The 24,378-nt window shown below is 69.5% G+C and carries 18 protein-coding genes and 4 pseudogenes; 6 read left to right on the top strand and 16 right to left on the bottom strand.

Annotation, left to right across the window (positions count from 1 at the left end):
• Window positions 1-14: 14 nt before the first annotated feature.
• The 8 genes and pseudogenes from mltG to MU852_RS13020 form a co-directional block, all read right to left on the bottom strand.
• The gene (gene mltG / locus MU852_RS13055; RefSeq protein WP_249749915.1) at window positions 15-1,175 is read right to left on the bottom strand and encodes an endolytic transglycosylase MltG; all 1,161 of its coding nucleotides are present in this window, start codon (window positions 1,173-1,175) and stop codon (window positions 15-17) included.
• Window position 1,176: 1 nt separating this feature from the next.
• Window positions 1,177-2,450: pseudogene (gene fabF / locus MU852_RS13050) on the bottom strand (beta-ketoacyl-ACP synthase II).
• A gap of 136 nt (window positions 2,451-2,586) precedes the next feature.
• A complete protein-coding gene (locus tag MU852_RS13045) occupies window positions 2,587-2,826 on the bottom strand; it encodes an acyl carrier protein (RefSeq protein ID WP_249749913.1) in 240 nt (79 codons plus the stop codon).
• 171 nt (window positions 2,827-2,997) lie between these two features.
• Window positions 2,998-3,738 carry a 3-oxoacyl-[acyl-carrier-protein] reductase gene (fabG, locus tag MU852_RS13040; RefSeq protein ID WP_249749912.1) on the bottom strand — a complete coding sequence of 247 codons (741 nt, stop codon included), beginning with the start codon at window positions 3,736-3,738 and terminating at the stop codon, window positions 2,998-3,000.
• A 150-nt stretch (window positions 3,739-3,888) separates the two neighbouring features.
• Window positions 3,889-4,833, bottom strand: coding sequence for an ACP S-malonyltransferase (fabD, locus tag MU852_RS13035; protein ID WP_249749911.1), 945 nt, complete (start codon window positions 4,831-4,833; stop codon window positions 3,889-3,891).
• A gap of 103 nt (window positions 4,834-4,936) precedes the next feature.
• Window positions 4,937-6,367 (bottom strand): purple acid phosphatase family protein, encoded by a 1,431-nt coding sequence (locus tag MU852_RS13030; protein ID WP_249749910.1) that lies wholly within the window; start codon window positions 6,365-6,367, stop codon window positions 4,937-4,939.
• 93 nt (window positions 6,368-6,460) lie between these two features.
• Entirely contained in the window at window positions 6,461-6,742 is a 282-nt protein-coding gene (locus tag MU852_RS13025) for a divalent metal cation transporter (protein WP_249749909.1), read from the bottom strand.
• The gene (locus MU852_RS13020) at window positions 6,700-7,755 is read right to left on the bottom strand and encodes an Nramp family divalent metal transporter (RefSeq protein ID WP_249749908.1); all 1,056 of its coding nucleotides are present in this window, start codon (window positions 7,753-7,755) and stop codon (window positions 6,700-6,702) included. Before MU852_RS13020 ends, MU852_RS13025 begins: the two co-directional genes overlap by 43 nt.
• Window positions 7,756-7,856: 101 nt before the next feature.
• On the opposite strand from MU852_RS13020, the pseudogene lgt reads away from it, so the two are divergent.
• The 3 genes and pseudogenes from lgt to pgeF all read left to right on the top strand — a co-directional run bounded on the left by lgt (window position 7,857) and on the right by pgeF (window position 10,558).
• Window positions 7,857-8,721, top strand: a pseudogene (gene lgt / locus MU852_RS13015) (prolipoprotein diacylglyceryl transferase).
• Entirely contained in the window at window positions 8,718-9,791 is a 1,074-nt protein-coding gene (locus MU852_RS13010) for a class I SAM-dependent methyltransferase (RefSeq protein ID WP_249751964.1), read from the top strand. The pseudogene lgt and the gene MU852_RS13010 overlap by 4 nt, the downstream one beginning before the upstream one ends.
• Window positions 9,788-10,558, top strand: coding sequence for a peptidoglycan editing factor PgeF (gene pgeF / locus MU852_RS13005; protein WP_249749907.1), 771 nt, complete (start codon window positions 9,788-9,790; stop codon window positions 10,556-10,558). Before MU852_RS13010 ends, pgeF begins: the two co-directional genes overlap by 4 nt.
• A gap of 47 nt (window positions 10,559-10,605) precedes the next feature.
• Here pgeF and lpxC read toward each other — a convergent pair whose 3' ends face one another.
• From lpxC to murC, 8 genes and pseudogenes are all read right to left on the bottom strand, one after another.
• Complete coding sequence (lpxC, locus tag MU852_RS13000; RefSeq protein WP_249749906.1) at window positions 10,606-11,505, bottom strand: UDP-3-O-acyl-N-acetylglucosamine deacetylase; 900 nt, start codon at window positions 11,503-11,505, stop codon at window positions 10,606-10,608.
• A 203-nt stretch (window positions 11,506-11,708) separates the two neighbouring features.
• Window positions 11,709-13,298, bottom strand: coding sequence for a cell division protein FtsZ (ftsZ, locus tag MU852_RS12995; RefSeq protein WP_249749905.1), 1,590 nt, complete (start codon window positions 13,296-13,298; stop codon window positions 11,709-11,711).
• Window positions 13,299-13,489: 191 nt separating this feature from the next.
• A complete protein-coding gene (gene ftsA, locus MU852_RS12990; protein WP_249751963.1) occupies window positions 13,490-14,782 on the bottom strand; it encodes a cell division protein FtsA in 1,293 nt (430 codons plus the stop codon).
• A gap of 63 nt (window positions 14,783-14,845) precedes the next feature.
• Complete coding sequence (locus MU852_RS12985) at window positions 14,846-15,733, bottom strand: cell division protein FtsQ/DivIB (RefSeq protein WP_430641151.1); 888 nt, start codon at window positions 15,731-15,733, stop codon at window positions 14,846-14,848.
• Window positions 15,721-16,662, bottom strand: a complete 942-nt coding sequence (locus tag MU852_RS12980) for a D-alanine--D-alanine ligase (protein WP_249749903.1) — start codon at window positions 16,660-16,662, stop codon at window positions 15,721-15,723. Before MU852_RS12980 ends, MU852_RS12985 begins: the two co-directional genes overlap by 13 nt.
• A 111-nt stretch (window positions 16,663-16,773) precedes the next feature.
• Window positions 16,774-17,695, bottom strand: a pseudogene (gene murB, locus MU852_RS12975) (UDP-N-acetylmuramate dehydrogenase).
• Window positions 17,682-18,149 carry a hypothetical protein gene (locus MU852_RS12970; protein ID WP_249749902.1) on the bottom strand — a complete coding sequence of 156 codons (468 nt, stop codon included), beginning with the start codon at window positions 18,147-18,149 and terminating at the stop codon, window positions 17,682-17,684. The pseudogene murB and the gene MU852_RS12970 overlap by 14 nt, the downstream one beginning before the upstream one ends.
• A complete protein-coding gene (gene murC / locus MU852_RS12965) occupies window positions 18,146-19,558 on the bottom strand; it encodes a UDP-N-acetylmuramate--L-alanine ligase (RefSeq protein ID WP_249749901.1) in 1,413 nt (470 codons plus the stop codon). Before murC ends, MU852_RS12970 begins: the two co-directional genes overlap by 4 nt.
• Before the next feature lie 173 nt (window positions 19,559-19,731).
• Here murC and MU852_RS12960 point away from each other — a divergent pair.
• The 3 genes and pseudogenes from MU852_RS12960 (at window position 19,732) to MU852_RS12950 (ending at window position 24,323) form a co-directional block, all read left to right on the top strand.
• Window positions 19,732-21,818, top strand: a pseudogene (locus tag MU852_RS12960) (catalase).
• 97 nt (window positions 21,819-21,915) lie between these two features.
• Window positions 21,916-23,007 (top strand): site-specific DNA-methyltransferase, encoded by a 1,092-nt coding sequence (locus MU852_RS12955; RefSeq protein WP_249749900.1) that lies wholly within the window; start codon window positions 21,916-21,918, stop codon window positions 23,005-23,007.
• 200 nt (window positions 23,008-23,207) lie between these two features.
• Entirely contained in the window at window positions 23,208-24,323 is a 1,116-nt protein-coding gene (locus MU852_RS12950; protein WP_249749899.1) for a glycosyltransferase family 4 protein, read from the top strand.
• Window positions 24,324-24,378 lie beyond the last annotated feature (55 nt).

Below are 24,378 nucleotides of genomic sequence, written 5' to 3'. Positions count from 1 at the left end.
CGAAATCTGTCCGCTCACCGGTTCGGCCCCTGGCTGGCGCCGGCCGGCAGGGTCAGCGTCGCCTGGCCCGGCGGGGCCGCAGCGGCGGGCTGGCCGGCGGGATCGGTCATGGGCGCCGTCGACATCCCCGGCGCGGCCGGAGCCGGCGCCTCGGGCGGCAGGCCGGCCTTCTGGCGTTCGATCTGGCGCCAGCGGGCGACGTTGCGCAGGTGCTCCTCGTAGGTGTTGGCGAAGGCGTGGCCGCCCGTGCCGTCGGCGACGAAGAACAGGGCCGGGTCGGCCGGCGGGTTCAGCACCGCGCGCAGGGCCTCGCGGCCCGGATTGGCGATCGGCGTCGGCGGCAGGCCGTCGATCAGATAGGTGTTCCAGGGCGTGGCCTGGGTCAGTTCCGAACGGCGGATGCCGCGCCCCAGGGGCCGGCCCTTGGTCAGGCCATAGACGATGGTCGGGTCGCTCTCCAGCCGCATCCCCTGGCGCAGCCGGTTGGTGAAGACGGCGGCGACGCGCGGGCGCTCGGCGGCGACGCCGGTTTCCTTCTCGACGATCGAGGCCAGGATCAGCGCCTCCTCCGGATTGCGCGCGATGGTCCCGGGCGCGCGCTGCGCCCACAGGACGCGCAGGTTGTCGCGGGCGGCGACCTGCATCCGCTCGATCACCGACTGACGGCTTTCGCCGCGGGTGACCTCATAGGTCTCGGGCCACAGGGTCCCCTCTTCGGGCGTCTCCTCCACCGATCCGACCAGGACCGGCTGGCGCATCAGGATGTCCACCGCCTGGGCCGAGGACCAGCCTTCGGGCAGGGTCACGAAGTGGCGCACCACCCGCCCCTCGACCATCAGCTTCAAGACCCCGGCCAGCGAGGTTCCAGACGGCACGTCGTACTCGCCCGCGCGAAGCCGCCGATCCGCCCCGGTCAGCGACGCCGCCGCCTTGAAAAGGTCCGGCGACCGGATGACGCCCGCCGCCTTCATCTGGGCCGCGATGGCCGAGACGCTGGACCCGCTGGGCAGGGTCACGACGGTCGAATCGCCCTGCCGCGCGGCGGGGCCGGGCGCGTAATAGACCGCCCAGATCGCCGCCAGGGCCACGATGAGGAACAGGGCGAAGGTCGCCGAGCCCGTCAGCAGGGCGACGGTCAGGCCCGATCGCTTCTCGACCCGTCCGCGCCCGAACATCTCAGTCCACGACCTTCTTGAAGATCACCGAGGCGTTGGTGCCGCCGAAGCCGAAGCTGTTGGACATGGCCACGTCGATCTTCATCGGCTTGCCCTTGTGCGGGACCAGGTCGATCGCCGTCTCGTGCTCCGGGTCGTCCAGGTTGATGGTCGGCGGGGCGATCTGGTCGCGGATGGCCAGGACGCAGAAGGCCGCCTCGATGGCGCCGGCCGCGCCCAGCAGGTGGCCGGTCATCGACTTGGTCGAGGAGACGGCCAGATCCTTGGCGTGGTCGCCGACCAGCCGCTCGATGGCCTTCAGCTCGATCCAGTCGGCCATCGTCGAGGTGCCGTGGGCGTTGACGTAGTCGAGGTCGGAGGGTTGCAGCCCGGCGCGCTTCAGCGCCGCCTTCATGGCCCGCTCGCCGCCCTCGCCGTCCTCGGACGGGGCGGTGATGTGATAGGCGTCGCCGCTCATGCCATAGCCGACGACCTCGGCGTAGATGGTCGCGCCGCGCGCCTTGGCGTGCTCGTATTCCTCCAGCACGAAGATTCCCGCGCCCTCGCCCATGACGAAGCCGGCGTGGCCCCGGTCGTAGGGGCGCGAGGCCGCCTCGGGCGTGTCGTTATAGGCGGTGCACAGGGCCTTGCAGGCCAGAAAGCCCGCGATGCCAATGGGCACGATGGAGCTTTCCGCCCCGCCGCACACCATGACGTCGGCGTCGTCCAGGGCGATCATCCGCGCCGCGTCGCCGATGGCGTGGGCGCCGGTGGCGCAGGCGGTGACGACCGCGTGGTTGGGCCCCTTCAGGCCGTGGCGGATCGAGATCTGGCCGCCGGCCAGGTTGATCAGGGCGCTGGGAATGAAGAAGGGGCTGACGCGGCGCGGACCCTGCTCCTTCAGGATGATGGCGGTGTCGGCGATGGGGCCCAGGCCGCCGATGCCGGCGCCGACCATGACGCCCGTGCGCTCGCGCGCCTCGTTGGTCTCGGGTTTCCAGTTCGCGTCGTGCAGGGCCTCGTCGGCCGCCGCGATGGCGTATAGGATGAAGTCGTCGACGCGCTTCCTGTCCTTGGCCGACATGATCTGGTCGGGGTCGAAGTCGCCCTCGCCGCCGCCGCCGCGGCCGTCCACGCTGGGCACCTCCCCGGCGATGGTGCAGGCGTAGCCCTCGGTGTCGAAGGCGGTGATCGGACCGATGCCCGAACGCCCCTCGACGATGCCCTTCCAGCTCTTTTCGACGCCCCAGCCCAGGGGGGTCAGCAGGCCGATTCCTGTCACACGACGCGGCGCATGGCGTTCGCTCCTTCGCTCTTATCGCTTCATCGCGAATCCCGAAGCCGGATTCGCGGGTCAGAAACAGTAAAGGCCGCCGGGCGTCTCCGCTAGGAGCGCCGGGCGGCCCTGACTATCGCCGATCGGCGGCTGAAATCAGCCGGCCGACTTTTCGTCGATGTACTTCACGGCGTCGCCGACCGTCTGGATGTGTTCGGCGGCGTCGTCGGGGATTTCGATGTCGAATTCTTCTTCGAAGGCCATCACCAGCTCGACGTTGTCGAGCGAGTCGGCGCCCAGGTCGTCGATGAAGCTGGCCTTTTCCGTGACCTTGTCCGGATCGGCGTCCAGGTGGTCGATGACGATCTTGCGAACGCGCTCGAGGGTGTCGGACATGAGTGTCTCTCTGCCTGTTTAAATGCGCCGTAGAGGCGGGGTCTCATCAAAAATCGCCGTCTCACGGCAGCGCCGGCGACGCAAGCCCAAAGGGATCGAACCGCCAATGCATACCGCCCTTTAGCACAGCCGTCGGGGCGGGAAATAGTCTGTTGCGTGTCGTGATCGCGGTCAGATCATCGCCATGCCGCCGTTGACGTGCAAGGTCTGGCCCGTGACATAGGCGGCCTCGTCCGAACACAGATAGACGGCGGCGGCGGCGATCTCGTCGCCCGAACCCAGGCGACCGGCGGGGATCCGGGCCAGGATGGTCTCGCGCTGCTGCTCGTTCAGCACGTCCGTCATGGGGCTGGCGATGAAGCCCGGCGCGATGCAGTTGACGGTGATCCCGCGCGAGCCGACCTCCTGGGCCAGCGACTTGGAAAAGCCGATCATGCCGGCCTTGGACGCCGAATAGTTGGTCTGGCCGGGGTTGCCGGTCACGCCGACCACCGAGGTCACGCCGATGATGCGGCCGGCGCGGCGCTTCATCATGCCCTTCACCGCCGCGCGGGTCAGGCGGAAATAGCTTTCCAGATTGACCTTGAGCACGTGCTCGAAGTCCTCGTCCTTCATCCGCATCAGCAGGCCGTCCTTGGTGACGCCCGCATTGGCCACCAGGATGTCCAGCGGCGCGCCCGCCGCCGTTTCCGCCGCATTGACCAGATTGTCGACCGACTCGCCGTCCGACAGGTTGGCCGTGGCGAAATGCGCCCGCTCGCCCAGTTCCCTGGCCAGGTCCGCCAGCACCGCCTCACGCGTGCCCGACAGCACCACGGTCGCGCCCTGGGCGTGCAGCGCCCGCGCGATCGCCCCGCCGATGCCGCCCGTCGCGCCCGTCACCAGCGCAGTCTTGCCTGCGAGATTGAACATCCGTGTCTCTCCTGTTCCGTCATCCTCGGGCTTGACCCGAGGATCAGGCGCCGTGCGGCGCCGATGTCGATGATGGCGCTCGCTCTCTAACGCCGAAGTGCGGATGGTCCGATCCTCGGGTCAAGCCCGAGGATGACGGCGATCGGGCGATCAGAGGCCCTTCGCGAACGCTTCCAGGTCTTCCGGCGTGTTCAGCGGCAGGCTTTCGGCCTCCGGCGCGATCCGCTTGGCCATGCCGGTCAGCACCTTGCCCGAGCCGACCTCGACGAAGCGCGTCACGCCGCCCTCACCCGCCATCCATTCCATGCTCTCGCGCCAGCGCACCCGGCCGGTGACCTGTTCAACCAGCAGGCGGCGGAGGGTCTCCGGGTCGGTCTCCGGGCGGGCGGTGACATTGGCCACCACCGGCACGGCCGGCGCCAGGATGGCGGCCGAGGCCAGGGCCTGGGCCATCTCGTCGGCGGCCGGCTGCATCAGCGGACAGTGGAACGGCGCCGAGACGTTCAGCGGGATCGCCCGCGCGCCCAGTTCCTTGGCCTTTTCGATGGCGCGGTCCACCGCCGCCTTGTCGCCCGAGATGACGATGTTGCCGGCGTTGTTGTCATTGGCGACGACGCAGACGCCGACCTCGGCGCCCGCCGCGGCGGCGGCCTCGGCCAGGGCCAGGTCGGTCCTGGGTCCGATCAGCGAGGCCATCGCCCCCCTGCCCACCGGGACGGCGCGCTGCATGGCCTGGCCGCGCAGCTTCAGCAGGCGCGCGGTGTCCGGCACGCTCAGCGCGCCCGCCGCCGCCAGGGCCGAATATTCGCCCAGCGAATGCCCGGCGACGAAGGCCGCCTGGGCCACGTCCACGCCGAACTCGGCCTTCAGCACCCGGATCACGGCCAGGGACACGGCCATCAGGGCCGGCTGGGCGTTCTCGGTCAGGGTCAGCTGGTCCTCCGGCCCCTCGCGCATCAGGACCGACAGCTTCTGGCCCAGGGCCTCGTCGACCTCGGCGAAGACGTCGCGGGCGGACTGGAAGGCGTCGGCCAGCGGCGCGCCCATGCCGACGGCCTGGCTGCCCTGTCCGGGGAAAAGAAGCGCGAGCGTCATGGGCGTTTCGTCCGTCATCGTCCTGGAATCGAGCCGGGAGGGGTAGGCGAAAGCCTCCCCTACGGCAAGCCAGACCGAAAACAGGCCGAAAACACGCCCCCGATCAGTCCTTGATCTCGGCCGTGCAGGGACGGTCGTCTGGTCCGGCCTCGCCGTCGCAACGACGGGCAGCCAGCAGGGTCTCCTCCGTCTCAATCAGCCGGTTCAGACCGTCCTCGCCCTTGACCAGGGTGAAGGCGTCATACAGCCGCCCCGTGGCGGTGAAGGCGCGGAAATTCAGGCGATCCGCCTCGACATCGACCAGCTGGTACAGCTCGGTGTTCTCGGCGGCGCGGACCGGCTGCGCATCCGCGCGGTCGTTCAGACCGTACATCTTCGAGCCCGTGACCGAGACGACATAGACCGGCCCCTGCGGCCGCCCGGCGTCGCTGTTGGCGCGCGAGGCCTCGGCGCCGGCCGGGTCGGAGACCCGACCGTAGCAGTGGTCGTGCCCCTGCAGCACCAGGTCGATGCGGCGCGCGTCGAAGATCGGCTTCCAGGCCGTCTTCAACTCCTCGGTGTCCTCGGGCCGGGCGCAGGTGTAGATCGGCTGGTGGAACAGGGCCACGTTCCAGCGCGCGGGGCTGGAGGCCAGCGTCTGGTCCAGCCAGCGGGTCTGGCTCTCGGAGGCGCCCAGGTCGATGGCGGCGGTGCCGTCCAGCACGATGAACCGCACGCCCTGATAGTCGACGAAATAACTGGTCTGCTCGGCGCCCGGCGCGCCATTGGCCGGCAGGGCGAACTGCAGCGGCCAGTGCGGCCCCAACAGGCGCGACTCCGTGCCGTCCGGCAGGATGTGGTCGACGTATTCGTGATTGCCCGGCGCCGGCAGCTGCGGCGTCATGGCGAAGGCGCGGCCGCCGGCCTCGGTCCATTCGCCCCATTCGTCGTCGTGGACCTTTGTCTCGCGCTGGGCCACCAGGTCGCCGGCGTGGACGACCAGGGCGGCCGGTCCCGCCTCCTTCAGCGCCGAGCGGATCACCCGCGAGCCGATTTCCAGGATGTCGTTCTGGGTGTCGCCCAGATAGATGAAGCGGAACGGCGCGAAGTCCGCCGCGGCCGTGCGAAACGGCAGCCATTCGCTCCAGCCGTCGGCGGCGCGGACGCGATAGACGTAGCGTGTGGCGGGCTGCAGATCCTCGAAGCGGACCTGGTGATACAGCGCCTGGCCGTTCTCGTTCTGGATCGGGGCGGTCGTCCCGGCGACGGTGCGGGCGAAAAAGCCCAGCAGCGGGCCGTCGATCTCCTCGGCGATCTGGGCCTCGGCCGAGGTCTGGCGGACATCGGTGCGCCAGGCCACGGCCGCGCCGCGCGCGGCGTCGGCGGCGGGGCTCAGCACGATGCGGTCGGCCCAGCCCCTGGCCGCCCAGCGTCCGTTCGGCGCATGGGCCGGCGGCGGCGCGGGATCGGGGTCCGGCGGCGCCGTCACCTGGGCCAGGGCCGGACCGGCCGACAGTGCGACGGCGCCCATCAAGGCCGCGACGAAGGTCTTCATGCTGCTTCCCCCGAGGTCGATCGAACGCTGCCTAGCGGGGAACGGTGACGGTTCGTAGAGGCCATTGTGACGCTGCCTCCACGTCCTGACCGTTCAGGGGCGGATCAGGCCGACCAGTTCGTTGCCAGCCAGCGCCGCGAACAGCAGCGCCGCCGCGCCCAGAAGCAGATTCGACAGCCAGCCGTTGCGCCACGCGCGCGGCGTTCTGTCGCTGTTCAGCAGCCAGATCAGCGTCCCCGCCAGGAAGGGCATGAACAGGCTGCCCAGCACCCCATAGGCGACGATCAGGCCGAAGGGCCGGTCCATGAACAGCAGGACGATCGGCGGGAAGGTCAGCCACAGGGCGTAGGCGCGGAACGGCCAGGTCCTTTCCACGGGGCCGTCCCCTTGATTCCGTGCTCCAGCCCGCGCGAGCGGCCCGCGACATGGCCGTAGAAGTCGGCGAACATCAGGCTGACGCCCTGCCACACGCCTATCAGGCTGGAGAAGGTGGCGGCCCAGAAGCCGACCAGGAACAGGATGGAGATCGGCCGACCGAAGCGGTCGCGCAGGACCTGATCCAGGTCCAGCAGCCCCCGGTCGCCGCTGCTGAGCGCGATGCCGGCGGAATGGAGCAGTTCGGCCCCGACGATCATCATGGCGATGACGAAGACGCCGGTGACGACATAGGCCACGCCGTTGTCCAGCCGCATGACCCGCATCCAGCCCGGACCGCGCCAGCCCTTGGCGTTGGCCCAATAGCCGTAGGCGGCCATGGTGATGGTGCCCCCGACCCCGCCGATCAGGCCCAGGGTGTAGAAGACGGACCCTTCAGGCAGGCGGGGCCACAGGCCGGTCGCCAGCGCCGGCAGGTCGGGCGCCACGATGACGGCCAGGCCGACCACGGTGACGAACATGACGCCGACCAGGGCGGTCATCACCTTTTCGAACAGGCCGTAACCGCCCATCCACACCAGGCCCAGGCCCGCCACCCCGCTGGCCACGCCCCAGGCCTTCAGATCACCGCCGAACAGGGCGGCCAGCGGCAGGGCGGCCGCCGTCATCGCGGCCGCGCCGTAAACGAAGCCCCAGACGACGACATAGAGGCCGAAATAGAGGCCCGCCCAGTTCAGCCGCCCCCCGAACCAGCCGCCGCCCAGCGAGGACCAGCCGTCGAAGATGGTCCGCCCGCTGGCCAGGGTCCAGCGCCCCACCCCCTCGGCCAGGGCGATCTTGATGACCGTGCCGGCGACCGCCGCCCACAGCAGGGCGTAGCCGAAGCGGGAGCCCGCGATCAGGGTGGCGACCAGGTCCCCCGCCCCGACGCCGGTGGCGGCGACGACGATGCCCGGTCCGATCAGGGACCAGCGGGCGGCGGGAGCCTGGGGCTCGTTCTCGGGGCGCGACATGACGCCAGCCTAGCCGTCCGCCCCGAGGACGTCACCTTCGCACGCGACGAAGGCGGCCGCGCTTGCTAAAGCGGCGTCGTTGAACCCTTCGAGGAACCGCCTTGCCCTTTCCCGAATTCGATCCGGTCCTGATCCATCTGGGGCCGTTGCCGATCCGCTGGTACGCCCTGGCCTAGTGGCGGGCATCGTCCTGGGGTGGTGGTACGCCACCCGTCTGGTCAAGACCGACCGGCTGTGGGGCGGCCGTCCGCCGATGACCCCGGCGCAGCTGGACGACCTGGTGCTGTGGATCGTGCTGGGCATCATCCTGGGCGGGCGGCTGGGCTACGCGCTGTTCTACAAGCCGGTCATGTACGCCCAGCTGTTCACCGGCGACACGCTGGGCGAACGGTTCGAGCTGTTCCAGCTGTGGACGGGGGGCATGAGCTTCCACGGCGGCTTCCTGGGCGTGGCCCTGGCCATCGTGCTGTTCTCGCGCGCGCAGAAGATCGACATGCTGCGGATCGGCGACCTAGTGGCCCCAGTGGTGCCCATCGGCCTGGGCTTCGGCCGGCTGGCCAACTTCATCAACGGCGAGCTGTGGGGCCGCGAGACGACGGTTCCCTGGGCCATCCGCTTCTGCAACGACCGCATCCAATCGATGTACGGCTTCTGCCCGGCCGGCGACGCGCCGCCCATCCCAGCCAGCTCTATGAGGCGGGCCTGGAGGGGATCGTCCTGTTCGGCCTGCTGTCGCTCGCCGTCTGGAAGGGTCGCCTGCTGATGAAGCCGGGCTATGTCACCGGCCTGTTCCTGGTCGGCTATGGCGTCTGCCGCGCCCTGCTGGAGAATGTGCGCGAGCCGGATTACGGCATGCCGGACTTCCCGCTGGGCCTGACCATGGGGATGATGCTGTCGATCCCGATGATCCTGGTCGGCCTGTGGCTGATCTGGCGGGCCCGGAGCCGCCCGCCCGTCGTCGCATGAGCCTGAAGGCCAGGCTGGCGCGCGAGATCGCCCTGACCGGGCCGATGACGGTGGCCGACTATGTGACGCGCTGCCTGCACGACCCGCAGGACGGCTATTACGCGACCCGGCCGGCGCTGGGGGAAGGCGGCGACTTCATCACCGCCCCCCTGGTCAGCCAGATGTTCGGCGAACTGATCGGCCTGTGGGCGGTGGAGACCTGGAATCGCCTGGGCGCGCCCGAGCGGCTGCGACTGGTCGAGGTCGGGCCCGGCGACGGCGCGCTGATGAGCGACGTGCTGCGCGCCGCCCGCCTGGCGCCCGGCTTCCTGGAGGCGGTCGACCTGATCCTGATCGAGCCCAGCGGGCCGTTGCGCGATCTGCAGGCGCGGGCGCTGGCGGGCGCCGACGTCGCCCCGCGCTGGGTGCGCGACCTGACCCAGGTCGAGACCGACGCGCCCGTGATCCTGATCGCCAACGAGGTCCTGGACTGTCTGCCGGCGCGCCAGTTCATGAGAACCGACGACGGCTGGTTCGAGCGGCGCGTCGGCGTCACCGACGACAACGACCTGGTGTTCGGCCTGTCGGCCGTCACGGGCGGCTTCATTCGTCCGGCGTTCGAGGTCGCGCCCGGCGGCGTGGTCGAGATTTCCGAGCAGCAGGCCGCCTTCGGCCGGGACCTGGGGGCCTTGGTGCGCGCGGCGTCCGGCGCCGCCCTGCTGATCGACTATGGCCGCGCCCGGCCCGAGGCGGGCGACACGCTTCAAGCCCTGCGCCGCCACGCCAAGGTCGATCCGCTGGACGCGCCCGGCCAGGCCGATCTGACCCAATGGGCCGACTTCCCCACCGTGCTGGAAGCGGCCGTCCGCGCCGGGGCCGACGTGACCGGATGCCTGGGCCAGGGCGAATTCCTCAGGCGACTGGGGATCGAACACCGCGCCGAAGCCTTGAAACGGGGACGGCCCGACGCCGCGCCGGTGATCGAGCGCCAGCTGAACCGCCTGACCGCCGAGGACCAGATGGGAACCCTGTTCAAGGCCGCCGCGATCTTCTCGCCCCGTTCGCTGGTCGTGCCGGGGTGGGACGCATGAGCCTGGTGGAACCCGTCACGCACCCGCTGCTGAGCGCCGCCGGGATCGCCCACGGCTTCTTCACCCGCGCGGGCGGAACCTCGACGGGCCTCTACGAAGGGCTGAACACCGGCGTCGGCTCCAAGGACGACCCGGCCGCCGTGACCGAGAATCGCCGCCGCGTGGCCGAGGCGATGGGCGCGGACCTGGATCACCTGAACGGCTGCTATCAGATCCATTCCGCCGTCGCGCGCGTGGCCGAGGGGCCGTGGCGGGGCGACCGGCCCGAGGGGGACGCCGTGGTCACGGCCGAGCCGGGCGTGCTGTGTTCGGTGCTGACCGCAGACTGCGCGCCGGTGCTGCTGGCCGATCCGGAGACGCGCATCGTCGCCGCCGTCCATGCCGGCTGGAAGGGCGCGCTGGGCGGGGTCGTCCATTCGGCCGTCGCGGCGATGGAGGCGCTGGGCGCCGAGCCGCGTCGGATGCTGGCCGTCGTCGGCCCCTGCATCGCCCAGGACAGCTACGAGGTCGGCGAGGACTTCCAGGCGCGCTTCACCCACCATGATCCCGGCAGCGACCGCTTCTTCCGCCCCGGGGCGACGGCCGACAAGCGCCAGTTCGACCTGCCCGGCTTCGTGCTGTGGCGGCTGCAGCAGGCCGGCGTCCGCCAGGCCGTCTGGACCGGGCACGACACCTGCGCGGACGAGGACCGCTTCTATTCCAACCGCCGCGCCTTCCAGCGCGGCGAAGCGGACTTCGGCCGGTTGATCTCTGTGATCCGGGTTTGAGTTTAAACCGCTCATCCCGGCGAACGCCGAGATGAGCGGAACGATTGTCAGCCTGCTTCCGCCATCTCCGGCACGCGGGCGACCTCGCGCCAAGCGTGCGGCGCGGCCAGCAGGGCGCGGACCAGCTTGTTGTTCAGGGCGTGACCGGCCTTATAGCCCTCGTAGCGGCCCAGGATCGGCGCGCCCAGCACATACAGGTCGCCGATGGCGTCCAGCGCCTTGTGCCGCACGAACTCGCGTTCCATGCGCAGGCCGCCGGGGTTCAGGATGTCGTCGCCGTCGATGACCACGGCGTTCTCCAGCGAGCCGCCGCGCGCCAGGCCGGCCTGGCGCAGCGCCTCCACCTCATGGGCGAAGCCGAAGGTGCGCGCGGCCATGATCTCGGTGCGGAAGGTCGTCTCGTCGACGACGAAGTCCACCACCTGGTTGCCGATGGCGGCCGACGGGAAGTCGATCTCCATGCGCATCTCGTAGCGGTCGCAGGGCAGGAGCGCGGCGTGCTTGTCGCCCTCCTCCACATGGATCGGCTCCTGGATTTCGATGTAGCGCACCGGCGTCGGCTGGCGGCGGAAGCCCGCCCGATCCAGCAGGTTGACGAAATCCCGCGCCGACCCGTCCAGGATCGGCAACTCGGGACCGTCCACCTCGACGACGGCGTTGGACACGCCCAGCGCCGAGAAGGCCGCCATCAGATGCTCGATGGTGGACAGACGCACGTCGTCGCCGTTGGCGATCATGGTGTTCAGGCGCGCATCGACCACCGCCTCGCCCGAGACAGGGATGCGGTTGTCGCGGTCCGTCACGTCGGTCCGCACGAAGACGACGCCCGTTCCGGCCGGCGCCGGACGCACGGCCAGGCGCACGCGGCGGCCCGTGTGCACGCCCACGCCGGCGATGATCGCCGGCGCGACGAGGGTGCGTTCGTGATGGTCGTTGATGACCGGCAAGCTCAAACTCTCTGTCTGCGCGCTTCCGCCTCTGCGTGCGGATTGCGCCTCACCGCTGATCTAGCGGCGCGTTCGCAAGGAGAAAATGAAAGTCGGGTTTCGGATTGTTTCCGAGGCCACGGCGCGGCGGCGACGGCTTGCGAAAACGAGAAAGGGCGGCCCTTCGGCCGCCCTTCCCAAATCAGACGTTCACGCCCTAAGGCCTAGTTCGCCAGCCGTCGGAGAAAAGAGGGAATCTCCAGGTCGTCGTCGGCCTGACCGGCCTCGGGCTCGGGCGCCGGCTGGGCGGCCGCGCGGGCGCCGGAGGTCGGACGAGGCGCATAGGTCGGCTGCGGGGCCTGCGCCCGCTTGCGGCCGAACAGGCTCCAGCCGCTGCGGCGATGATCCCGGTCGTCGTAGTCGTCCATCGGCTCGGCGCGATCGTACAGGTCGGCCTGGGCGGCCGGCTGCGACGGCGCGGGCTTGCGCGTCGTCTCGTACTCCTCGACCCACGGATCGACGATCGGATCCAGGTTGCGGGCCTGGGGCTGCTCTTCGGCCACGCGGATCACCGGCTCGGGGCGGACCTCGATGCGCGGCTCGGGCGCCGGGGCGGGCTCGGGCGCACGGGCGACCGGAGGCTCGTAAGCGGGCGCGGCGGGCGCGACGGTCGGCTCCGGCGCACGCGTCGCCTCGGCGCGGGTCGGCTCGCGCCATGTGTCGCGGGCGGGCTCCGGACGTTGGGCGGCCGTTCCGTACAGGCCGCCGGCCGAACGACGGGCGTCATGGGTCGCCAGCGGCGAACCGGTTCCGGTCGCGGGCGCGATCGGTTCGATGCGCTTGACCTCGCCCTCGTCCATGCCGGTGGCGACCACCGAGACGCGGATCTTGCCTTCCAGCGCCGGATCGAAGGCGGCGCCGAAGATGATGTTGGCGTCGCCGTCCACCTCGGCCGAGATGGCGTTGGCGGCCTCGTCGACCTCCAGCAGGGTCATGTCCAGGCCGCCGGTGATGTTGACCAGCACGGCCTTGGCGCCCTTCAGGCTGGTCTCGTCCAGCAGCGGGTTGGCGATGGCGTTCTGGGCGGCCAGCAGGGCGCGGTCGTCGCCCGAGGCCTCGCCCGTGCCCATCATCGCCTTGCCCATCTCGGACATGACGGCGCGGACGTCGGCGAAGTCGAGGTTGATCAGACCCGGCAGGATCATCAGGTCGGTGATCGAGCGCACGCCCGAGTGCAGCACCTGGTCGGCCATGCCGAAGGCGTCGGCGAAGGTGGTGCGTTCGTTGGCGACGCGGAACAGGTTCTGGTTCGGAATGACGATCAGGGTGTCGACGTAGCGCTGCAGCTCGGCGATGCCCGCATCGGCCAGGCGCATCCGGTGACGGCCTTCGAAGGTGAAGGGCTTGGTCACGACGCCGACGGTCAGGATGCCGCGATCGCGCGCGCACTTGGCGATGATCGGCGCGGCGCCGGTGCCGGTGCCGCCGCCCATGCCGGCGGTGATGAAGACCATGTGCGCGCCTTCGAGATGCTGATGGATCTCGTCGGCGGATTCCTCGGCGGCGTTCATGCCGACCTCGGGGTGGGCGCCCGCGCCCAGCCCCTGGGTGATGGTCTCGCCCAGCTGGATGCGACGGTCGGTCTTGGCGAACGACAGATGCTGGGCGTCGGTGTTCGCGACGACGAACTCGACCCCTTCGAGGCCCGCGTCGATCATGTTGTTTACGGCGTTGCCGCCCGCCCCGCCGACGCCGAACACGACGATCCGGGGCTTCAGTTCAGTGGCTTGAGGCTTGACCAGCGAGAGTGACATTCTTTTTCCGACCTTCCGACCCTGCCCTCGGAAACCATGCGAACGCCCCGCCGAATCGCATTGGTTATGAGCGTGTTAAGGAGTGCGCCCATGAGGGTTAAGAGAAGGTTACGGCGATAATGTGAGTCGGTGCTACGGAAAGGTCCTTATTCCAGCTTTGCCGCAGATTTATCGGCCCGACCGGTCGATAATCACAGGTTATCCCTCAGCCACCCCGCCACGCGGCCCACCACATTGCCGCGGTGGATCCTGGGGGCGTCGGCCGCCGTGATCTGGCGGGCCATGAGCTTGCGGGCCGAGACCGCTTCGCGCGGGCCGTAGGCGGCGCGGAGGAGGACGCCGGAGGTGGCGCAGAAGGCGGGGCCGGAGGCGGCGTCGGCCAAATGTGGCGCCCGTTGGGGCTTTCCAAGGCGGACGGGGCGGTCGAAGACGCGCACGGCCAGTTCGCGCACGCCGTTCAACTGGCTGGCGCCCCCGGTCAGGACCAGGCCCGCGCCCGGCTCCAGGCCCACGCCGGCGGTCTTCAGCCGGTCGCGCAGCAGCTCCAGCGTCTCTTCCACGCGCGGGGCGATGACGGTCTTCAGCATGGCGCGCGGCACCACGACGGGGCCGGCCGACGGGTCCTCGCCGCGCGGCGGGGCTTCCAGCATCTCGCGGTCCTCGTTGGCGCTGGCCATGGCCGAGCCGTGCAGGGTCTTGAGCCGCTCGGCGCCCGCCTTGGAGGTCGACAGGCCGCGCGCGATGTCGGAGGTGACGTGATCGCCCCCAACGTTCAGGCTCTCGATGTGCAGCAGGGACCGGCCGCCCCAGACGGCGGCGCTGGTCGAGCCGCCGCCCATGTCGATGCAGACGCAGCCCAGGTCCATCTCGTCGTCTTCCAGCGCGGCCAGCGAGGAGACGACCGGCGCGGCGGCGACGCCCTGCAGATCCAGGTGCGCCAGCTCCAGACAGTGGCTCAGGGTGGTGAAGACGCTCTCGGACATGGACACGACCAGCAGGTCCAGGCCCAGCGACCCGCCGCGCATGGCGCGCGGGTCGTGCACGCCGCGCGCCCCGTCCACCGACCAGGCGATGGGCAGGACATGGATCGGCCGGCGGTTGGGCAGGCGGATCTGGGCCAGGGCCATGCCGATGGCGCGCGCCAGGTCGGCGTCGCCGATCGGGTTGGCGCCCAGGGATACGCGCGCCTGGACGCGGTGGCTGGCCATCTGGCCCATGGCGGTGGTGACGACGACGCCCGAGACCGGGCTCTGGGCGGCGCGCTCGGCGCGTTCGACGGCGTGGCCGATGGCCTGCGCGGCCTCGTCCATGTTGATGATGGCCCCGCCCTTGACGCCCTTGGACTGGACGTGGCTGGCGCCCGCCACGCGGATGGTGCGGTCGGCGTGTCGCACGCCGTCGGGCTTCATGATGAAGCAGGAGACCTTGGAATGGCCGATGTCCAGGGCGGCGACCACGGGCGCGCGTCCGCCGCGGGGATCCATCCCCCGGCCCTGATCGTTCGCCGCCATCCGTTGCTTGCCGCCCATGCCGGTCGTGTCCCTTCGTCAGACGTCGCCGGTCGGCCGCACCGCGACCGCTTCAGGCGTTCTCAGATCGACCCGGGCGAACCCCAGGTCCAGCAGCCGCTCGCGCTGGTCCAGCGCGTCCAGCCGGATAAGCGCCGCCTCCTGTTCGACGGCGGGCAGCTGGATCAGGCCGCCGTCCTTGAGCCGCAGGTCCCAGCGGCGCTCGTCGACCCGCACCAGGGCGTCGATCCGGCCCATCAGGCGCGGACGCTGGCTCAGCAGCGGCAGGATTTCGCCGGCCGCCACGTCGGCGCCGCGCCCCACCACCAGCGGCAGGACGGGATAGCGGCGCGCGTCAGCCCCCTCGATCACCTTGCCGCCCGCGTCGATCACCTTGATCTGGCCGTCGACCTGCCAGACGGCCAGGCGGTCGTGCTCCTTGACCTCGACGATCAGGGTGTCGGGCAACAGCCGCACCACCCGCGCCTCCTTGACCCAGCCGACCGACTGCACCCGCTGGCGCAACACGTCCAGGTCCAGGCCGACGATGGGCTGGCCGGCGTGAAGACCCAGGGCGCGCTGGATGGCCGGCTCGGCCTCGGCCGAGGCGCCGGTCACGTGCACCCGCTTCAGGGTCAAGCCCATGCCGGCCGTCAGACGATCCACGCCGCCCGAGACGGACTGGCCGATCCGCTCGGCGCGCGCGCCGGTGGCCAGCACGCCGGCCACGACCAGGGCCCCGGCCGCCAGGGCGATCACCACCGCGCGGGGGGACAGGTCGACGCGGCCGATAGCGGCCATCTTGCCGGGAACGGTCCCGCCGCCCGGGCGGGCGCCGCCGCGCCCCCGGCCCTGCGCGGAGCCTGCCGCGCGCCGGGGGGACTGCGCCGAACTCTGTCGCCGACCGCCGCGAACTACCGCGGGCATGAGGCGTCCTCCACCATCCACCGAACCAGGTCTTCGTAGCTCATTCCGACATGGGCGGCCTGCTCGGGGGCGAGCGAGGTCGGGGTCATGCCGGGCTGCGTGTTGACCTCCAACAGGACCAGATCGTCCTTAACATCGTCATAACGGAAGTCGCTTCTGGACACGCCTCGGCAACCCATCGCCGTGTGCGCCTGCTCGGCCTGGCGAAGCGCCGCCTCGAACACGTGCGGCGGCAGGACGGCGGGCAGGACGTGGATCGACCCGCCCTTCGCATACTTGGCCTCATAGTCGTAGAAGCCCTTGACCGGGGTGATGTCGGTGACGGTCAGGGCGCGCGGTCCCGCGGCTTCGCCCAGAACGGTGACGGCCAGCTCCTTGCCCGGGATGAAGGGCTCGACCATCACCTTCTCGCCATAGGTCCAGTCCGGGGCGGCGACCTCGCTGGCGAAGTCGTTGGCGCCCTCGCGCACCAGATAGACGCCGACGGAAGAGCCTTCCGCGTTCGGCTTGACGACATAGGGCGGGTCGATGACGTGACGGGTCGCCACCTGGCGTCGGTCGAACAGGCCCCCGCCGGGAACCTTGAGCCCCGCGGCCTTCAGCACGGCCTTGGACTTGTCCTTGTCCATCGCCAGGGCCGAGGCCAGGACGCCGGAGTGGGTGTAGGGGATCCGCAGCGTTTCCAGCACGCCCTGGACGCAGCCGTCCTCGCCCCAGGCGCCGTGCAGGCAGTTCAGCGCCACGTCGGGCTTGATCAGGCCCGACAGCACATTGGCCAGGTCGCGGCCCGCGTCGATGCGGCTAACCCGCGCGCCCTGCCGCTCAAGGGCCTTGGCGCATTCCTCGCCCGAGGACAGCGAGACCTGCCGTTCCGCCGAAATTCCGCCCATCAGGACGGCGACGTGAAGGTCGGAAAGGGGGCGGTTCATCTTCAGCTCCGGACTGTCCGCAGCGATGGCCCCAAGGTCGTTAACAGCGCGTCAACCAAAGCCGGGCGGACGAGCGATCCTAACCCTTTCTCCCCATGCGCGCTGCGCCGTTCAGGCGGGGCGGCCGATGCGCCGGATTTCCCAATCCAGCTGAACGCCGGTCTTTTCCAGAACGTCCGCGCGCACGGCCTCGCCCAACCCCTCGATGTCGGCGGCGGTGGCCTCTCCGGGGTTGATCATGAAGTTGGAATGCAGCTCGCTGAACTTGGCCGCCGCCGCCCTGAGGCGAAGGCGCGGCGTGCAGCTTTCCGCGCCAGCCCGCCTCGTCCACCAGCTTCCACGACGAATGGCCGGGCGGGTTCTTGAAGGTGGAGCCGCCGGTCTTTTCGCGGATCGGCTGGGTCTGCTCGCGGCGGCTGGTGATCTCGGCGATGCGGCCGGCGACGGCGTCCGTCGCATCGGCCGTCCCGCGATAGGTCGCCTCCACCCAGATGATGTCGGCCGGCGCCTGGGAATGGCGATAGGTGTAGCCAAAATCGGCCAGCGCATAGTCCACCCGCTCGCCCGCGCGATTCAGCCCCCAGGCCGAGACCAGGACGTCCTTGGTCTCCGCCCCGTAGCAGCCCGCGTTCATGGTCAGGGCGCCGCCGATGGTGCCCGGAATGCCGGCGTAGAATTCCAGCCCGGCGATCCCCGCCTTTGCGCTGGCCTTGGCGACCATGGAGTCCAGCGCGCCGGCGCCGGCGGTGATGGCGTCGCCGTCCGTCGTGACCTGCGCCCAGGGCCGTCCGGCCAGGCGGATCACCACGCCCTCGACCCCGCCGTCGCGGACGATGACGTTGGAGCCGACACCCAGCACGGTCACCGGAACGGCGGGGTCGAGCGCCTTGAGGAATTCGGCCAGGTCGTCGGCGTCCGCCGGAATGAACAAGGCCTCGGCCGCCCCGCCGACACGGAACCAGGTGTAGGGCGCCAGGGGCTCGTTCAGCAGCAGCTTGCCTCGAACTGCAGGGAAGGCGTCAACCACGAAAATTCTCGTCACTTGTGCCAGTTTCAAACCAGATGCAGCAGTCTTCGGCAGAGGAGATCGACGTCTCGACCTTCACTTCGACCGCATAGGTCTCCCGGATCCACCTCGTCCAGACCCAGCCGATCGCGGCCGCATTCGCGCGGGCGATGGCGATATCAAAATGCTGCTGGTCATCCTCCGCCGCCAACGAGACCGCGTTGACATACTGTTCCGCCGTTGCGACGGCATTGTCGCCCGCATCGAACCTCGATGCGTCGAGGATGTCGTTTACGATCTGCTGATCGAAATGGCTCTCGATGAACAAGCCGCCCCGATAGCTGATCAACTCGGGAAACAGGATGCGGTAGTGAGCCAGGGCTTCACGAAGGTTTCCGCCGAGATAGCGGATTTCGTGATCGAGGCCCGCAACGCCGTCAGGCGTCACCGCCGCGAGCAGATGCCGGCTCTCTTCACTCAAGCCAACCCCTCCAGCTGCGCCGGCAGGCCGTAGGCCCAACTGGTGATGTCGCCGGCGCCCAGCAGCACCACGACGTCGCCGGCCTTGGCCTCGTCCTTGATCAGGCGGGGCAGGACGGCGGCGTTCTCCAGCGCCTGGACGCTGCGGTGGCCGAAGCGGCGCACGCCCTCGACCAGGGCGTGCTTGTCCACGCCCTCGATCGGCGGTTCGCCCGCCGGATAGACATCGGCCACGATGACGCTGTCGGCGTCGGAAAAGGCGGTGGAGAAATCATCCATCAGGTCGCGCAGGCGGGTGTAGCGATGCGGCTGGACCACGGCGATGACGCGCCCCTCGGCGACCTGGCGCGCGGCCTTCAGCACGGCGGCGATCTCGACCGGATGGTGGCCGTAGTCGTCGACGATGCGCACCCCGCCCACCACGCCGGTGGTGGTGAAGCGGCGCTTGACGCCGCCGAACCCGGCCAGGCCCGTCCGGATCGCCTCGTCCGACACGTCCAGTTCGCGCGCCACGGCGATGGCGGCCAGGGCGTTGGAGACGTTGTGCCAGCCGGCCATCGGCAGATGCAGCTTCTCGATCCGGTGCTCCTCGCCGTTCCTGATCACCACGTCGAAGCGGGCGCCGTCGGGGCCCATCTGGCACCCCTCGGCCCGCACCATCGCCTGGGGGTTCAGCCCATAGGTGATCAGCCGGCGGTTATCGATGCTGGCGACCAGCCGCTGCACCTCGGGGTGATCCAGGCACACGGCCGCGAAGCCGTAGAAGGGGATGTTCTCCACGAAGTCGCAGAAGGCCCGGCGCACCGCGTCGAAGTCGCCGTAATGGTCCAGGTGCTCGGGATCGATGTTGGTGACGACCGCCACGGTCGACTTCAGGCGCAGGAAGCTGCCGTCGGACTCGTCCGCCTCGACCACGATCCAGTCGCCGTCGCCGACCTTGGCGTTGGTGCCGTAGGCGTTGATGATGCCGCCGTTGACCACGGTGGGATCCAGGCCGGCCGCGTCCAGAAGGGCCGCCACCATCGAGGTCGTGGTGGTCTTGCCGTGGGTGCCCCCCACCGCGATGGAGAACTGCAGCCGCATCAGCTCGGCCAGCATCTCGGCCCGGCGGACCAGGGGGATGCGGCGCGCGCGCGCGGCCTTCATCTCCGGATTGTCGGCCTTCACCGCGGTGGAATAGACCACGGCCGAAACGCCTTCGCCGACATGGGCCGCGTCGTGGCCGATGAAGATCCTGGCGCCCAGCTTTTCCAGCCGTTCGGTGTTGGCGCTGGCCTTGGCGTCGGAGCCCTGAACCGAATAGCCGATCTTCAGCATGATCTCGGCGATGCCGCTCATGCCGATGCCGCCTATGCCGACGAAGTGGACGGGGCCGAGGTCGAACGGAACGGGGCGTAGGCGCGCGATCATCGTCGCCTCATAGCCGCCGCCTCGCCCGCTGCGAAGGGCGCGGCGGACCGGAAACGAACTTTTTGTGACCCGCCGCTGTGCGCGGCTTCGCGCAGAACCATCGTCATCCGGCGACGTTAGCAGGAAGACGCGCGCCACATGGTGTGGACGCCGCTTTCCCAAAAGGTTGCCCGATGGCCAAGACCCCCGACCGCGCCCCCGCGTCCCATGTCGGCGACGGCGGCGAGACTCATCAGACCGCCTCGGCGCCCGACGCCCGCCTGACCACCAATCACGGCGCGCCGATCAGCGACAATCAGAACTCGCTCAAGGCGGGGCCGCGCGGCTCCACCCTCTTGGAGGATTTCATCCTTCGCGAGAAGATTCAGCTTTCGACCATGAGCGCATTCCCGAGCGCATCGTCCATGCGCGCGGCTCGGCCGCCCACGGCGTGTTCGAGCTGACCGACAGCCTGTCGGACTACACCACCGCCCGGATCCTGACGGCCGTGGGCGAGAAGACCGAGGTGTTCACCCGCTTCTCCACCGTCGCGGGCGGCGCGGGGTCGATCGACACCCCGCGCGACGTGCGCGGCTTCGCGGTGAAGTTCTACACCCGCGAGGGCAATTGGGACCTGGTGGGCAACAACATCCCGGTCTTCTTCATCCAGGACGCGATCAAGTTTCCGGACCTGATCCATTCGGTGAAGATGGAGGCGGACCGCGGCTATCCCCAGGCCGCCAGCGCCCACGACACCTTCTGGGACTTCATCGGCCTGACGCCCGAGAGCACCCACATGATCATGTGGGCCATGTCCGACCGGGCCATTCCGCGCAGTCTGCGAATGATCGAAGGGTTCGGCGTCAACACCTTCCGCCTGCTGAACGCCGAGGGCGTCGCCACCCTGGTCAAGTTCCACTGGCGGCCCAAGCTGGGCACGCAGTCCACCTGCTGGGACGAGGCGGTCAAGATCGCCGGCGCCGATCCCGACTATCACCGCCGCGACCTCTTCGAGGCCATCGAGCAGGGCGACTTCCCCGAGTGGGAGCTGGGCGTGCAGCTGTTCAGCCAGGAAGAGGCCGACGCCCTGCCCTTCGACATCCTGGACGCCACCAAGCTGATCCCCGAGGAGGACCATCCGATCCGCGTCATCGGGCGCATGACCCTGAACCGCAACCCGGACAACTTCTTCGCCGAGACGGAGCAGGCCGCCTTCCTGCCCACCAACATCGTGCCGGGCATCGACTTCTCCGAGGATCCGCTGCTGCAGGGGCGGCTGTTTTCCTATCAGGACACCCAGCTGTCGCGCCTGGGCACGGTCAACTTCCACCAGATTCCGATCAACCAGGCCAAGGGCTGCCCGTTCCAGAACTTCCAGCGCGACGGCCACATGCAGACCCAGGTCTTCAAGGGCCGCGCCAACTATGAGCCCAACAGCCTGGCTCAGGCCGGCGAGGACGGCGGCCCGCGCGAGGACCCCAAGGGCGGCTTCCGCACCGCGCCTGTTCCGGTCCAGGGCGAAAAGGTCCGCCTGCGCGCCGAGACCTTCGCCGACCACTACAGCCAGGCGCGGCTGTTCTTCCGTTCTCAGACCGAGATCGAACAGGCCCACCTGGCCAGCGCCATCGTCTTCGAACTGTCCAAGGTGTCGCTGCCCCATGTGCGCGAGCGCATCCTGGCCAATCTGCGCAACGTGGACGAAACCCTGGCCCAGCGGGTGGCGGACGGCCTGAACCTGCCGCTGCCCGAGGCGTCGCAGGCCGCCGTGGCCCCGATCGACCTGGAGCCGTCGCCGGCCCTGCGCATCGTCGGCAAATATCCAGACACGCTGAAGGGCCGCAAGGTCGCCATCCTGGTCGCCGACGGTTCGGACGGCGCGGTCGTCGATGCGGTGCGCGCGGCGGTCGAAGGCGACGGCGGCTCGGTCTTCATCGTCGCGCCCAAGGTCGGCGGCGCCAAGCTGAAGGGCGGCAAGCTTCTGGCCGCCGACGGCCAGCTGGCCGGCAGCCCGTCGGTGCTGTTCGACGCGGTCGCCATCGTCCTGTCCGACGAGGGATGCGCCGATCTGCTCAAGGAAGGCGCGGCGGTCGATTTCGCCAAGGACGCCTTCGGCCACCTCAAGGCCATCGGCCACACGCCCCAGGCCCAGCCCCTGCTGGACAAGGCGGGCGTCGAGCCGGACGCGGGCGTGGTCGACCTGTCCGCCGACGCCGACGCCTTCCTGGCCCCGGCCCGCACGCGACAGTGGGATCGCGAACCCAAGGTCCGCATGCTGGCCTGATGCGATGGAGCGACCGGCGCGATCCGTCGCGCCGGTTACGCCACCTTAACCACAAGGATTCACCATCGCGGCTCTCATTGTACGGGGCCGCGTTTCCATGTCCGACTTGCAGACACCTGTCCTGGCCAGGGACGTCATCCATCGCGGCGACTGCATCGCGGTGCTGAAAGGCCTGCCGGACGCCTCGGTGGACATGGTCTTCGCCGACCCGCCCTACAATCTGCAGCTGGGCGGCGACCTGCTGCGGCCGGACAATTCCAAGGTCGACGCGGTCGACGACGACTGGGACAAGTTCGCAAGCTTCGCCGAATACGACGCCTTCACCCGCGCCTGGATGGCGGAATGCCGTCGTGTCCTGAAGCCCGAGGGTTCGATCTGGGTGATCGGCAGCTATCACAACGTCTTCCGCCTGGGCTCGGCGATCCAGGACCTGGGCTTCTGGGTGCTGAACGACATCATCTGGCGCAAGTCCAATCCGATGCCGAACTTCAAGGGCACGCGCTTCACCAACGCCCACGAGACGCTGATCTGGGCCGCCAAGTCGCGCGACCAGAAGCGCTACACCTTCAACTACGACGCCCTGAAGGCCTTCAACGAAGACACCCAGATGCGCTCGGACTGGACCTTCGCCCTGTGCACCGGCGAGGAGCGGATCAAGGACGCCGATGGCAAGAAGGCCCATCCGACCCAGAAGCCCGAGGCCCTGCTGCACCGCGTGCTGCTGGCCGCCACCCGTCCGGGCGACGTGGTGCTGGACCCCTTCTTCGGCACCGGCACGACGGGCGCGGCGGCCAAGCGGCTGGGCCGTCACTATGTCGGCATCGAGCGTGACGAAACCTACGCCCAGGTGGCCGAGACCCGCATCGCCTCGGTCATCCAGGCCAACCCCGAGGACCTGGCCGTCATGGGCTCCAAGCGCGCCGAGCCCAAGGTGCCGTTCGGCGCCCTGGTCGAGGCCGGCCTGCTGCATCCGGGCGACCGCCTGTATTGCCCCAAGGGCGAGCGCGAGGCGCGGGTTCGGGCCGACGGATCGCTGGTCCACGGCTCGCTGACGGGGTCGATCCACAAGCTGGGCGCCCTGCTGGAGAACGCGCCCGCCTGCAACGGCTGGACCTATTGGCGCTTCAAGACGGATCAGGGGTTCAAGTCCATCGACGCCCTGCGGGCCGAGGTGCGCGCCACGCTCTGACCCCTGCGACAGGCCGTCGCATGAGCAACAACAAGGGGTTAGCGCCGGCGACGGCGGATTATGCGCGGTTACGTACACTCAGCTTCGCCATAACCCACCGAAACTCCTGCGAAATTTCGTCCTGACCCAACGGAACTTCGCAGGTGCGAAATCATTGTGATCCAAGCCCCTGGCGCAGGACGGGGGCCGGAGCACACATCATGAAGATCGCCCAGGTCACTCCCTTGTACGAAGCCGTGCCGCCTCGGCTCTATGGCGGAACTGAACGCGTGGTCGCCCATCTCACCGACGCCCTGGTCGACCTGGGCCACGACGTCACCCTGTTCGCCAGCGCCGACGCCCAGACCAAGGCGCGGCTCGTGCCCGTGCGCGACCAGGCGATCCGCCTGGACCCGGCGCCGCTGAAGTCGGACCTGGCGGCCCACATCACCATGCTGACTGAAGTGCTGGACCGGGCGGACGACTTCGACGTCATCCACTTCCACACCGACATGATCCACTTCCCGCTGTTCCGTCAGTATGCGGACAGGACCATCACCACCCTGCATGGCCGGCTGGACATGAAGGACCTGCCTGGCGTCTATCAGCGCTGGAACCAGTACGGCCTGGTCTCGATCTCGGACGACCAGCGCAAGCCCCTGTCCTTCGCCAACTGGAAGGCCACGGTGCACCACGGAATGCCGGGCGAGCTCTATCGCTTCGCTCCCAAGTCCGAGGGCTATCTGGCGTTCCTGGGACGGATTTCCCCGGAGAAACGCCCCGACCGCGCCATCGAGATCGCCACCAAACTGGGCAAGCCCCTGAAGATCGCGGCCAAGGTCGACGCGGCCGACAAGCGGTACTGGGAAGAGGTGATCCAGCCGCTGGTCGTCGGCAATCCGCTGGTCGAGTTCGTCGGCGAGATCGGCGACCACCAGAAGTCGGCCTTCCTGGGCGGGGCGGACGCCCTGCTGTTCCCGATCGACTGGCCCGAACCTTTCGGTCTGGTGATGATCGAGGCGATGGCCTGCGGCACGCCGGTGATCGCCTTCCGCTGCGGCTCGACGCCCGAGGTGATCGAGGACGGGGCCACCGGCTTCCTGGTGGATACGATGGAACAGGCCGTCGCCGCCGCAGGCCGCGCGCATCTGCTGGACCGAGAAGCCATCCGCGCGCGGTTTGACCTGCGGTTCTCGGCCACCGCCATGGCGCGGCGATATCTGGACGTCTATGGCGATCTGCTGGCCAAGCGCCCCTTCGCCGAGACGCCGTTGCCGGACGTCGTCACCCCGCTTCGCCCGATGGACGAGGAGCGAAGCTTCGCCGCCCTGGCCTGACCGGCCGCCAGAGGTGAAAATTCAGGCGGCGGGGGTGAACCCTCCGCCGCCTTCT

Source organism: Brevundimonas albigilva, assembly GCF_023503965.1.
Taxonomy (GTDB): domain Bacteria; phylum Pseudomonadota; class Alphaproteobacteria; order Caulobacterales; family Caulobacteraceae; genus Brevundimonas; species Brevundimonas albigilva.
The sequence above is the reverse complement of the archived record's forward strand: the minus strand, read 5'-3'. Positions and strand labels throughout refer to the sequence as shown.